We start from the raw sequence: 12,562 nt of genomic DNA on the forward strand, positions 1-12,562 counted from the left end.
TCATTAGGAGGATTCATCATGAATTCACAAATTTCACTTTTATTTATCTATTGGATTATTTATAGTTTCATTGGTTGGATCTTAGAAACAGTTTATTGTTCGATCCTCTCCGGAAAATTCGAAGAACGCGGTTTTTTAAATGGGCCTTTGGTTCCAATTTATGGTTTCGGTGCCATGATTATCCTCGCTACTTTACTCCCCTATGCTTTCAACCCGGTACTCGTCTTTTTACTCGGATTGATTCTTACAAGCTCACTTGAGTATCTGACAAGTTACATCATGGAAAAAGCTTTCAAAATGCGATGGTGGGACTATTCAGAAATGTTTATGAATATCAACGGCCGAGTATGTTTACTTAACTCAACCATGTTTGGTGCTTTATCGCTCATCTTAGTTGAATACATTCACCCTGTTATTGTGGCTTTGATTGCAAACATTTCCATGGAATACCTCAATTATATTGCGATTGCTTTGTTTGCACTTGTCATTATCGATTTCATTGCATCACTCCGAGCAACGCTAAATCTTCAAAGTCGTTTGTTCGAGTTAAACAATATCAAGTATGAAATTGAGAAATTGAAATCAAAACTAGAAGGTTCATACGAGATTCGATTGAAAGAACTTAATGATTCCTACGATACGTTAAAGGCAACGTTTAAGACACGTGAAGTTCGTCTGCTTAAAGCATTCCCACGTCTTAAAAGTGAGTCGCTTCAAGAGTTTATTGAAGATGTCCAAGACTTCTACCGCATTCGTAAAAACAAAAAATAAGAGCTCAAATATGAGCTCTTTTATCGTTTTAATGCTTTGATTGTTGCCTCATCAAAAATTGTGACCCCGAGTCCATTTAAAGCATCGATTAGGACGTCAATCTTTACATTGAAGTTTGCGCTTGTATCTTCAAACATTGCTGATGAGAACCATGTATCCCCAAGCAATACCATGACTTGTGCTACTTGCTTAGGATTTTTAATCTTTAATGAATCATCAGCATTTGCACTTTCAAGAAGCATTTCAACTTTTGGGGCTATTTGGTTAACCGTAAGTTTGAAAATTTCTACTAATATAGCAGGATTCTTTTTCAAAAACTCTGCACCGACATCATTACTCACTTGACCATAGTTAGAGAATGCCTTGATAACAAGGGCTTGGAGCTGCTCTTTTGCAGTTCTTCCTTCAACATTTAAAAATTGATTGAAATAATCACTATTCATGACAATCTCATGAATTACCGCTACTAGAATGTCATCTTTACTGTTAAAATGGTGGTAAATGGCCCCTCGTGTCAGCCCATCTAAGCCATTTACAATATCCTGAATTGATGTTTTTTCATATCCTTTCTCAGAAAACAGCTTAATGGAAACATCGATAATATCTTGCACTGTTCGTTCAGAATCATATCTATTTTTCATATTTATACCTCAATCATTCAATCAGTATTTTCATAAAGTGTACGATTTAAAAATTATTTTGTCAATCCAAACATTTGCATAAAGAAAAGAACACAGTCTGTGCTATGTTCCATTTATTCAATGCTAAATTGAAGTGCATCAGCAAATGCTTTTGTATTGCTTTTTAATGTCTTCATAAAATCGAAATATGTTTCTCGTTTTGTCCTTAGACTATCCAATGCTGACGTATCTTCTAAATACTCTATCGCACTGTGTGCATACGTGATTGCATCTATATTAAATGCAATACTCTGATCTTTAAGTTTCTTTTTCAAGTTTTTCGCATACAACTGCATTTCCGTTTGTAACGCAAGAACTCTTTTACCCTTCTCAGATAAGTCTAATGATTCATTTTCAATGACTGAATTTGATTCAGCAATAAAGCGCTGCAATGTCTGCATAATATCGTTTTTACTCATTAATGGTCTCCTTCTTGTTTCTATTCAATGAATTTCCTATAGAAACTATTCAGGAACCTGTCTTATTGAGCCATCTTCATCATGATTCATCGTTTACACCATCACCTCTTCTACATCTATTGTACCATGAATAAAATATAAGTAAAAAAACACAGGTTGCTCCTGTGTTTTCAGATTATTGTTGTGCGAGATAGGCGTCAACTTCTTGAAGATATCTCATCTTATTTTCGGGACTTGTCCATGCTATTTCAAACGCATTCTTTACGAGGGTAACAACATCTGTTTTCGTTAACGATACTTTTTGCGCAACTGCATAAAGATCATCTGAGACATAGCTTTGGAAGTACGCAGGATCATCAGAATTAACGGTGATTTTTACCCCTTGGTGTAAGAGCGCTTTAAGCTCTTCACCCTTCATGTCGTCTGTTACAAATCCGTTAGAAACTGGGCAACTGGTTAGACCAATGCCTTTTTCAATAACGTATGCGACAAGTTCTGGATCTTCCACAATATTAGTACCGTGGTCAATACGATCAACACCAATTACATGAAGCGCATCTCGAATATTTTGAATTGAACCAATTTGGTCAATATCACAATGCATTGTAATTTTAAAACCATCATCTTTTGCCTTTTTAAAGACGCGTTGGAATTTAAGCGGTGGGTTATCTCTTTCATCAGAATCTAACCCAATTCCCAGAATGCGATCTTTAAATGGTTGTGCCATTTCATAGTGCTCAAAAGCGGATTCTTCACTGAGATCTCTTAAGAAGCACATGATTAAATGTGCTTCGATTCCGAGCGTTTTTGCATCTTGCGTCGCTTGATAATATCCTTCAAATAATGTTTCAAATGAAACACCGCGTGTAGTATGGGCTTGTGGATCAAAAAAGACTTCAACGTAACGTACATTATGCTCTTTGACCTTGCGGAAATAAGCCATTGCAAGGTCATAGAAATCTTCTTGTGTTCGAAGGACTTCCATCCCTGGGTAGTACACTGCTAAAAATGATGTTAAATCATTAAACTTATAAGTTGCTTCAACATCTTCAATAGTTTTCGCAGCAATCTCAATATTATTCTTCTGAGCAAGTTTAAGTTTTAAATCTGGTTCTAAGGTACCTTCTAAATGCAAATGAAGTTCTGCCTTTGGTAAACCATAAATGAATTCTTTTGTTGCGTGTGTCATTATTTCCTCCTGCGTCGTTCGACGATCATTAATCCCCAATGCATTGAGGAGAAATAAGACACATTTCTTCCACAATTGTTGATGTATTTACGGTTCATCAGTAGAGACTGCTCTCCCATATTGAGAGCATTAAATTGGTTATTAATACAGTTATTATAGTGACTCCAAATCTGTTGGTCAACCCATCAGCAAAAAGAAAACCGTCTTCTATGACGGTTTATGGGTTAACTTTCGACAGCTTCTATTTCTTTACCAAGAAAGAATGATATTACTGTCCTTATAATGACAACTGCACCAAGCATCAGGATGTCTTCAATCGTTGGATTTAAAATTGATTCAATAATATCAGCTGCAATGAGTACTTCTAGACTTAAAAGCACATAAGCTCCTAAATTTCGTTTAATAATATTGATGGATCGAAGTTCAACCTCATCACGATCTACGTTATCTTTAAGTGAAAATTCCACATTAATAAAACGAATGATTGCTTTGATTACCCCTAATACTAATATAAGCACAGAAATCGTATTTAAAATAACGATTAAGATGTGCACGACTGTTTCTACCGTCATAGACTGCTCCCTTTGTCTTTATCTCTAATGCTCGATAAAACTTTCGAAATCACAATATATCCGATATACACGACAAGCACCCACATAATTGTACTAAAGTACCCTGGCGTTAACTGTGGCGCTACCAAATCAAGTATTCCAGCAACGATAAACGCCAGTACAAAGGCTTTTAAAACATTAGTAAGAGAATACCAGTTTCTAACTTTCCTTTTTATGCTATCATGATTGAACATTGTTTTACCTCACTATCGCCATTGTACCATGAATTTCAATCAACGATTCAAAACAACTCCATATTTGTCAATCAAAAAGAGCATTCTCGTTTGAGATGCTCTTTTTTACTTCTGGAAAAATCTTAGAATTTGTAATAACGTGTTGAGTTCATCCAATTCCTATCTAAATTAATGAATACTTCGTTTGGTTTTGTTATAAGCAATCACGTAAAGAATGCCTGCAATCCCAGCAAAGAATACGAGACTTTGAATCATTGGCGCAAAATTGTAAGATGTCGCTGTCCAAACGGTTGGCATATCATTCACGAAATAAGTTGTTGGTAATAGATTTGATATGCCTTTCATAATCCCTTTAAAATTTGATGTCTGAATTCCCATCATTCCTGAGAAAATCATGGTTGCAAAATATAGAGTCATGCTAATTCCATATGTTAGGCTAAATTTACGTGTTAATAATGTAATACTATATGCTATTACAAAGAGAATCATAGATATGATTGCAAAGAAAGCAATAAATACAATGAAACCAAAGATGGTTGGTGCACCAATGCCAAGTAATGGAACAATAACTGCGCTAAAGATAGCCAAAGCAATTCCCATCGCCACCATTTGCGCAACAAACTTTGTTTTTAGTTGATTTGATGTTGTGTACCCAAATAACAACATGCGTGTTGTTACGTCGTGCTCTATCTCTTGCGAAAACAATGCTGAGAAACCTACGAAGACCATCGCTAATGGCGACATTAGCACATTGGTTAGATACAATTGTAGTGCCAATGCATCTTTGGGAATAGCTTCGTTGCTGCTAAACATATTGTAAAAGAGTAGCGTCATCATAATTGGAAACAAAATCCCAAAAATAATGGAAAATATATTTCCAAAGGTATTCTTTAGTTCATATTTAAGATAATGCTTCATAATGAGCCTCCAATGCATTTAAGTATAATAATTCAACATCCGAATCGGATCGTATGTAGTTAACGGATGCTTCATTAAGTTGAAGTAAAACCTGAAGTTCACTTTCTTGATTCTCACAGACAACAGCAAGACGACCATTCGGTGCTTTACATGTTGTAAATGTCGATGCGATCTTCTGATTTGCTTCGTTATCATCAAAAATAATTACAGCATGCCCACAATATTTTTTGAAGAGTTCATCACGATCTCCATAATCAATAAAATGTCCTTTATCAATTATTAGCAATTTGTTCGTTAGGCGTGACAGTTCTTCAAAATAATGAGTTACGAAGACAATTGCAGCTCCCTTATCCTGATACCACGTTGACAATTTATCCATTAGGCTCATTCGTGTCTCGAAGTCCAATCCCGTTGTCACTTCATCGAAAAAGGTTAGTGGCGCATTTTGCATTAAGACAAGGATTAGGGTAAAACGTTGTTTCTGTCCTCCTGATAGTTGTTTGTACTTCTTTTTTAGCGACGAGTTAAAATCAAAGAAATCAATCAAATCTTTCAGTTCTTGTGATTTTGAAATTTGACATTGCAGTACAGTTTCAATAATCGATTTACAGTTCATCGTATCTACATAATCATTTGCCTGCAAGTGCACCGCCATTTCATTTACCGATGTATCACTTGTAATCAATCCTGTATAAGGAAGTAAACCCAGGCACGCTTTAATCAAGGTTGTTTTCCCTGAACCGTTTGAGCCAATAATTCCAACCCGATCATTAGGGCCAATTTCAATTTTTGCTTGTAAATCTAAGGCTTTAAAATCACCGTAGTTTACGCTAATATTTTCAAATGTAATCATATTAATGGTGTCTCCAGTCTAGGTGTGTTAACACACTGTTTTCATTATTCTGAATGGTGATTGTCATGTCTAGGCTTTTAACCATCTGATCGACAATATATAATCCGAGACCACTCCCCTTGTGGCCTGATCGATGATCTCTAATAAAAGGATCAAAAATATGTTCAAGAATATTCTGTTCGATGGTCACGTCAGTATTAATAATCTTAATATCCAAGGAAGATATGTAAATCGAGATGTTTGCATTATCTGGCGAATATTGAATGGCATTTTGAATCAAGTGATCCAAAATCGAATGGAACGTCGATAATTCTGTTCTAATGGTGTAATCACCTGACACAGAAATTTTTAGATTTTTTTTGTTGATGAGATTGGTATAATCTGCAAGAATGTTTTGAACAACCGCTACGACCGTTTCTTCGGTATAGGGTTTATTTTCCAACTCTGTCTCAAATGCCGATAGCATATTGTCGATCATGTGCTTCATTGTCACAAGTTCTTGCTGCACACTTGGTAAATGCTTATGGACATCCTTGTATGTTCCAATTTGATGAATCATACCATCAGTAAGCAACAATGCTCCTGATAGCGGTGTTTTTAATTGATGTGACGCATTCATTAGGAACACTTTTTGACGTTCGCTTTGTAATGATAATGACTCATTCGCACTGCGTAACTCATCAACTGATTGTTGGATTGCATCTTGCATTGAGTTTAATGCATCCTCCAAAACCTTGTATTCATCATGTTGATTTTTTTGTTTAAAACGAACTGTCTCACCGCGTGCATTGTGAAGTGCTTGTTTTGCAAGCGTATCAATTGGCGATGCCAACAGTTTTGTAAATAACGCAGCCGTAAACATTGCAAAGAAGACAAGAACCACAAGAATCATTGGCATACTTTGTAGTAAAATGGGCTTAAGTTCATTCAATTTCGGCGTTAAAGTCGTCGCCACTGTCACCAGAATATTCTCGGAGTTTTCAGTAAAGCCTATATAGTTTGTATAGTTCACGGAGTCATTTGATACTTGGGAGCTCATTACTTGAACTGAATCTCCTTTTTGGTAAATTCGCTCCGAATCTACTTGAAATGACGTCCCAAAATCACGAAATGCATGATCCACAACAGTAAATAACGCATCGTTATTAAAATTTGCACTGTATTTTGACAAATCGAATCCTGAAAAGTCGATTTCTGTCACAGGTTCGCCATTTTTTATGGCTGTTGGTATCAATCGGAGTTGATCCATAATACTTTGTAGTGAATCATCTTGAACAACTATTGTACTTGATGAATAATTTGTACAAACAAGTAGTTCATAATTCCCAGAAGTCTTTGCTAAACGAAATGTAGCATTCATAACATCATGATTTTGTAATGCAATGTCACAACCGTTATTTTCTCGGGTCTGTTCGAGAGTCGTTGCTACGATATTGACATTTTGATTTAATTTATGTTCCACATATAAACCGGGAAGCATAAACATAAAGTAACCAATAATTAGTAAGCCAACTGTTAGTGTCGTAAGGGCTGTATAGAGGAGTACCTTTGTCGTCAATTTCATCAATTCCCCTCCTGATACTGATAACCGGCACCAACCACTGTCCTAACAATAGATACTGGTGATTTCTTCCGGATATTTTTGATATGGGCGTCAATGACCCGATCACTTACCAAATAATCATCCGGAGCAATAATATCAAGTAACATTTCGCGTGTATAAACTCGGTTTTTGTGAGTCATGAGTGCTTCACAAATTAAAAACTCAGTGTATGTAAGTAGGATTGAATTACCGTTGTAAAGGACCTCATACGACTCTGGATTAAGCACTAAGCCACTAACAGTTGCCGAAGATATCGACTCTCTACGGCGCATCAGTGCTTCTAATCGTTTCATAAGAATTACAGGAGAGAATGGTTTAATCATATAGTCATCAGCAAAGCCATTAAATGCTTTTATTTGTGATGATTCATCGTCCAATGCCGTAAGCATAATGCAACGCGTGTTTGCTGAGCTCGCATGAATCGCTTCTAAAATATCAAAACCAGTACCATGTGGCACTAGAATATCAAGAATCGCAATATCATAGGTATTGGTAAGCAGTGCTTCACGAGCTTCCAAAACATCCGTAACACAATCAACATCATATTGTGCCATTGCGAGATACTCCTGCGTAACTTCGCGTATATATTGTTCGTCCTCTAAGTAAAGAATTTTAACCATGTTGTCCTCCTAAGGGTATTTAATCAAAATGTTATGAATGCCGTATGAATTCGATATGAATTTATTAATAAATTGCGACAGAACTAAAAGAGCTTACAATCTAGTCCTCGTCATTAACAATATTATTATATATCATTCATATCTGTTTCATGGACAAAAAAAAACAGACAATTTGTCTGTTTTCAATTTTCTCTAAAGTGCACTCGAGAATACTTTAAGAAATCTTTTGAATATGGAATCGCGCTTATCAACAATAATCACCGACTTATTTTCTAAGCGATCCCCATATTTTTCCGTTAGCAGTGTTTCTGCTTCTTGTTCCATTTTGTGGTTTGCGACAAATTTCCCAACTTGTACAGCACCATATGTAACTCCCGCAACTGCAACACCTGCTGCAACGTACTTAATAATTTTACCCGTATTGTTATGATGTTTACTCATCCTATTCCTCCGTTTCTAACGAGCGTGATGCTCTGTTTAATTTAATTCTAACACAGTTTTTAATGTAAAAATACTCCCGACACGATAACACATCATACTTTCTTCAAACTCTCATCTAAAACGGTTTCGAAATTCAGATGATACGGGTTTCAGAATCACCATCCGAAAATCCTGTACATACCAATCTCTTTTCATCTAAACGAGGGCAGCGAATTGCCTCCCGCAAATCTACTGCACATAGTTACAAATATTCTCCAATAACTACTACTATTCGTCTTTTAAAATAGCATAATAGTACTCATCCCACCATGTATCTTGAAACGGAATACACGCAATATGGTGAGCTTCGCGACGCATATTCAGTTGTTCCATCAGTTTTCACGACCTCGTGTTTTGAGGTTGACAGGTCGCGATGATACGATGAATGTTTCGATTAGAAAAACCATCTGTCATAATAGCTTGAGCTGCCTCAAAAGCATATCCCAAACCTTGATATGCTTTATTAAACACCCATCCGATTTCGTACGTATGACCTTGAAATACATCTATAAATGAAATATGACCAATTACCTTCCCTGTCGATTTCAATACGATGGGTAGGTAGGTGTTGGTGTGTTCTGGACTATTGATAAATTGCTCGAGTTCTGACAGTTGCTCAAAGGTTTCTGGAATATAATACATGGTTTCCTCATCCATCAAAAACTCCGCTGCATCAGAAAGGTCCTCGCGCGCATAGTTTCTAATTATCAATCGATCTGTTTCCAGTAATAAGTTCATTTAGTATCTCACTTTCTATACATATCGGTTCAGCTTAAGCAGAAAGGCTTCTTTCTTAGACCTACTACTCGATGTGATGTAGCCTTCATGAATCCACCGAATACGCTTCATTCCCACACTTTTAAGTGTTCCATTAATTAATGTGCCTTTAATTCCATCGCCCTTAAATAGCCTAATATACCACTTGGGCGATTGGCCAGTTGTAATGATTGTAACCGAATTAATTGTATCTAGATGGCCGCGCATCCCATATTTTGTTTCTGTATAAGAAAATCCTTTGAGTAATATCTTATCGAGAAAACCTTTGAGTACAGCCGGTACACTATACCACCAAATCGGAAAGATAAAAATAAGCTCATCTGTTTCCTGAATTATCTTTTGATATTTATTGACTAACTCATTCGGCGATGTCCCTTGAGAAAACTCTTTGAGCTCGTTTGCATGAAATACGGGGTCAAAGCCATCGTGATACAAATCAATTACTTGATAGGTTTCATGACGTGTTTCAAATATTTCCCGTACCTTTTGCAGTATTGATGCATTAAAGCTACCTTCCCAGGGATGGACATAAATAATTGTTTTCATAGTTCCTCCGTGCATATCTTTGCACGGTTATTATATGTGCACGGATATGCACGTGTCAATTTAAACGCACGACGCTTGTTTTAAATACTCCAAGGCTTTATCAAAATTTATGATTAAAGACTCATGATTTAATGAGTATCGTGTTGAACGACCCTCTTTTCGAGCCACCAGAATCCCTTGATCAAACAGTGCTTTGAGGTGTCGTGATACAACTGAGCGATCTTGCGGAAAATGATTAGCGACTTCTTGAACCGTGAGCAAATCTTCCACTGCAAGCAATTTCACGATTTCGATACGCGTTGGTTCAAAAAGTGTACTAAAGAATTCAAAATCTATATTTGACTCCATTTCATCGTTGCACTTATCGCTTTGATATTCTTGCATTATTTTCACCTTTGATTAATCCTTCTACTGTAAACAAAGTATACACCAATTCATAAGCAAGTAACAAAAAAACCGGCATCTCAATGCCGGTTTCAATTTCTTAACCGAGTTTATTTCGAATCCATGAAGATAGCGCTTCAACTGCAACTACCAGAAGAATCAATCCCCACAGAAGTGCTCCTGCATCGGCCCAACGGAACCCTGACATCGCAAAGAGCAGTGGTGCTCCGATTCCGCCAGCTCCAACAAGACCTAATATTGAAGCATTTTTGACATTAATTTCAAATCGATAGATTGAAATCGACGCAAAGTTACCCATCAGTTGAGGAATGATTCCATAGCGGATTTTCTGCAAAGTATTGCAGCCTGCGGCGTCCAAAGATTCAATTATACCATTGTCCAAATCTTCAATAACTTCCACAAACATTTTTGAAATCATGCCGATGGAAGTAATTGCGAGTGTTAAAACACCAGTAAAAGGCCCTGGTCCAGACACTCGAATTAACATTAGCCCATAAACAAAGGGTGGGAATGTTCGAATTACTGTAATCATAAATGTTCCTATTGTTGCGAATTTACGACCTACAATATTCTGAGAAGACAAAAATGCGACAGGAACAGACAATACAAGACCAATAAAGGTTCCTAAGAAGGCAATCGCTACTGTTTCAAAGACTAAATAAGGAATTCCCTCTTTGGTGAAACTGAGTAATGCATCCCAATTGGGTGCAATCATACCTTGAATAATACTATTAACAATTGAAAAACCATTGGTAACGAGCCCATTGAATTCAACATACGGCAAACTTAGTGCTGTGATAAGCAGAATAACCCCAACTATAAAACAAATTTGTTTAACATAGCGTGGTCTATTTTCATACGTTTCTAAAATTCGTGTTGACATTAGATGAGCCTCTTTCTAATATAACGACTCAGCATTTCTATTAAAATAACACTGATCAGTAAAATAATAAGAATCGTTGATAAATTTTGATATTGGCGCCAACCAATATTTTCATTCATCAAAGTACCAATTCCACCCGCTCCTACATATCCTAATACTGCAGCTGAACGAATATTCATTTCTAAATTATAGAGAATGGAAGACAAGTACAAACCCGATATTTGTGGAACTACTGAGCCAATGAAAGCCTTAAAACGGGAGGCCCCTGTCGAGATACTTGCTTCAAAAGGTCCCATATCAACTAATTCAATCTGTTCATATGTCATCTTCGTTAGAATCGAAAAGGTAAATAAGAAAATAGCAATCATCCCTGAAAATGTTCCTAACCCGAAGATATACGTCATAATTAAGGCAATAATTAATACAGGAATCGTTCGGAAGAAACTCATCACAAAGCGAACGATACCTCTTGCTAACCGATTTTGATTCATATTACTTGCCGAGAGATATGCCATCGGAAGTGCAAAAACACCGGCAAACAATGTCCCTAAAAATGACATCGCAAAGGTTTGAATCATGGGATTCATAACCGTTGTTGCATATTTTAAATTAGGGGGAAACAAACGACCTAGAAAACGAAAGAACTCTTCGCCTCCGTTAATTAGCAAAATAAGATTAAAGTTTGTGACCTTAGCACTGAAGTAAAGTAACACCCCCATTATTACGATAACGATGATTCCAATTCGAAAGGGCGGTTTCACTTCCTTGCCATTATTCAAAACAATAGGTTTGGGATAGAATAAATTTTTAAGGTGTGACATGTGTCGTCACTCCCATCAATTCGTCCTCTTCTAAAGATCGTCCATACACCTGTTTCAAGACAGCCTCATCGACACTGTCGCATGGACCATCAAAGACAATAACTCCCTTATTAATACCTATTACGCGCTTGGCATATTTAAGTGCAAGGTCAACATGGTGCATATTAACAATAACCGTGATGTTTGTTTTTTCATTGATTTTGACAAAATCATCCATCACCTGTTGTGCTGTAATAGGATCTAACGACGCAACGGGTTCATCCGCCAAAATTATTTGTGGTTCTTGAGCAAGGCAGCGTGCTAATGCAACGCGTTGTTGTTGTCCACCACTAAGTTCATCGGCACGATTGTATGCTTTTTCTAAAATACCAACTTGATCCAATGACTCAAGTGCTTTGAGTGTATCTTCTTTTGAATACAAGCCCAGTAAGCTTTTAAACCACGGCATTTCTGCTACGCGTGCTGTTAGCACATTTTTAAGTACCGTTGTTCGCTTAACAAGATTGAATGATTGGAATACCATACCAATTTGTCGTCTGAATTTTCGAAGGTCCTTCCCTTTCAATTCCGAGACATTGCTGCCATTAACCAAAAGTGTCCCATCCGTAATCGTATGCATTTGGTTAACACTTCGAAGTAGCGTTGATTTACCAGCACCTGAAAGTCCGATAATCGCAACAAATTCTCCTTGTTCTATCGTTAAGCTAACACCATCCAAGGCTTTGACGCCATTGGGATAAATCTTTGTTACATTTTGAAATTCAATCATTGAGACCTCCACAGACTATTAAA

General features: G+C 36.8%; 16 protein-coding genes and 1 riboswitch. Of the genes, 1 reads left to right on the plus strand and 15 read right to left on the minus strand.

All coding sequences use genetic code 11. The features are described 5' to 3' along the window. Window positions 1-18: 18 nt before the first annotated feature. Complete coding sequence (locus tag GVV20_RS01595) at window positions 19-771, plus strand: putative ABC transporter permease (RefSeq protein WP_159740766.1); 753 nt, start codon at window positions 19-21, stop codon at window positions 769-771. Window positions 772-791: 20 nt separating this feature from the next. On the opposite strand, the gene GVV20_RS01600 is transcribed toward GVV20_RS01595, so the two are convergent. The 15 genes from GVV20_RS01600 to phnC all read right to left on the minus strand — a co-directional run bounded on the left by GVV20_RS01600 (window position 792) and on the right by phnC (window position 12,539). After that, the gene (locus GVV20_RS01600; protein ID WP_159812631.1) at window positions 792-1,412 is read right to left on the minus strand and encodes a TetR/AcrR family transcriptional regulator; all 621 of its coding nucleotides are present in this window, start codon (window positions 1,410-1,412) and stop codon (window positions 792-794) included. Window positions 1,413-1,525: 113 nt separating this feature from the next. Continuing rightward, complete coding sequence (locus tag GVV20_RS01605; protein WP_159741756.1) at window positions 1,526-1,870, minus strand: hypothetical protein; 345 nt, start codon at window positions 1,868-1,870, stop codon at window positions 1,526-1,528. 175 nt (window positions 1,871-2,045) lie between these two features. Beyond that, window positions 2,046-3,059, minus strand: a complete 1,014-nt coding sequence (gene add / locus GVV20_RS01610; RefSeq protein ID WP_159740155.1) for an adenosine deaminase — start codon at window positions 3,057-3,059, stop codon at window positions 2,046-2,048. A 55-nt stretch (window positions 3,060-3,114) separates the two neighbouring features. After that, a riboswitch (purine riboswitch) is annotated at window positions 3,115-3,216 on the minus strand. Window positions 3,217-3,283: 67 nt separating this feature from the next. Further along, window positions 3,284-3,631 carry a DUF1622 domain-containing protein gene (locus GVV20_RS01615; RefSeq protein ID WP_159740154.1) on the minus strand — a complete coding sequence of 116 codons (348 nt, stop codon included), beginning with the start codon at window positions 3,629-3,631 and terminating at the stop codon, window positions 3,284-3,286. 401 nt (window positions 3,632-4,032) lie between these two features. After that, window positions 4,033-4,782: an ABC transporter permease gene (locus GVV20_RS01620; protein WP_159740153.1), complete on the minus strand. Its 750-nt coding sequence runs from the start codon at window positions 4,780-4,782 to the stop codon at window positions 4,033-4,035. Continuing rightward, a complete protein-coding gene (locus GVV20_RS01625) occupies window positions 4,766-5,635 on the minus strand; it encodes an ATP-binding cassette domain-containing protein (protein WP_159740152.1) in 870 nt (289 codons plus the stop codon). The genes GVV20_RS01620 and GVV20_RS01625 overlap by 17 nt, the downstream gene beginning before the upstream one ends. Window position 5,636: 1 nt before the next feature. Next, complete coding sequence (locus GVV20_RS01630) at window positions 5,637-7,199, minus strand: HAMP domain-containing sensor histidine kinase (protein ID WP_159740151.1); 1,563 nt, start codon at window positions 7,197-7,199, stop codon at window positions 5,637-5,639. After that, window positions 7,199-7,858, minus strand: a complete 660-nt coding sequence (locus GVV20_RS01635; protein ID WP_159740150.1) for a response regulator transcription factor — start codon at window positions 7,856-7,858, stop codon at window positions 7,199-7,201. Before GVV20_RS01635 ends, GVV20_RS01630 begins: the two co-directional genes overlap by 1 nt. A gap of 192 nt (window positions 7,859-8,050) precedes the next feature. After that, on the minus strand, window positions 8,051-8,299 hold the full coding sequence (locus tag GVV20_RS01640; RefSeq protein WP_159639090.1) for a hypothetical protein: 249 nt from the start codon (window positions 8,297-8,299) through the stop codon (window positions 8,051-8,053). A gap of 378 nt (window positions 8,300-8,677) precedes the next feature. Then, a complete protein-coding gene (locus GVV20_RS01645; protein WP_201287485.1) occupies window positions 8,678-9,076 on the minus strand; it encodes a GNAT family N-acetyltransferase in 399 nt (132 codons plus the stop codon). A gap of 15 nt (window positions 9,077-9,091) precedes the next feature. Next, complete coding sequence (locus GVV20_RS01650; protein WP_159740149.1) at window positions 9,092-9,661, minus strand: NAD(P)H-dependent oxidoreductase; 570 nt, start codon at window positions 9,659-9,661, stop codon at window positions 9,092-9,094. A 60-nt stretch (window positions 9,662-9,721) separates the two neighbouring features. Further along, window positions 9,722-10,045 (minus strand): ArsR/SmtB family transcription factor, encoded by a 324-nt coding sequence (locus tag GVV20_RS01655; RefSeq protein WP_159740148.1) that lies wholly within the window; start codon window positions 10,043-10,045, stop codon window positions 9,722-9,724. A 100-nt stretch (window positions 10,046-10,145) separates the two neighbouring features. Beyond that, window positions 10,146-10,949, minus strand: a complete 804-nt coding sequence (gene phnE, locus GVV20_RS01660; protein WP_159740147.1) for a phosphonate ABC transporter, permease protein PhnE — start codon at window positions 10,947-10,949, stop codon at window positions 10,146-10,148. Continuing rightward, entirely contained in the window at window positions 10,949-11,770 is an 822-nt protein-coding gene (gene phnE / locus GVV20_RS01665; RefSeq protein ID WP_159740146.1) for a phosphonate ABC transporter, permease protein PhnE, read from the minus strand. The genes phnE (GVV20_RS01660) and phnE (GVV20_RS01665) overlap by 1 nt, the downstream gene beginning before the upstream one ends. Continuing rightward, window positions 11,757-12,539, minus strand: coding sequence for a phosphonate ABC transporter ATP-binding protein (gene phnC, locus GVV20_RS01670; RefSeq protein ID WP_159740145.1), 783 nt, complete (start codon window positions 12,537-12,539; stop codon window positions 11,757-11,759). Before phnC ends, phnE (GVV20_RS01665) begins: the two co-directional genes overlap by 14 nt. Between the last annotated feature and the right edge of the window lie 23 nt (window positions 12,540-12,562).

Origin of the sequence: Erysipelothrix aquatica, from assembly GCF_009828775.2 — a bacterium.
GTDB classification, from domain to species: Bacteria; Bacillota_I; Bacilli_A; order Erysipelotrichales; family Erysipelotrichaceae; genus Erysipelothrix; species Erysipelothrix aquatica.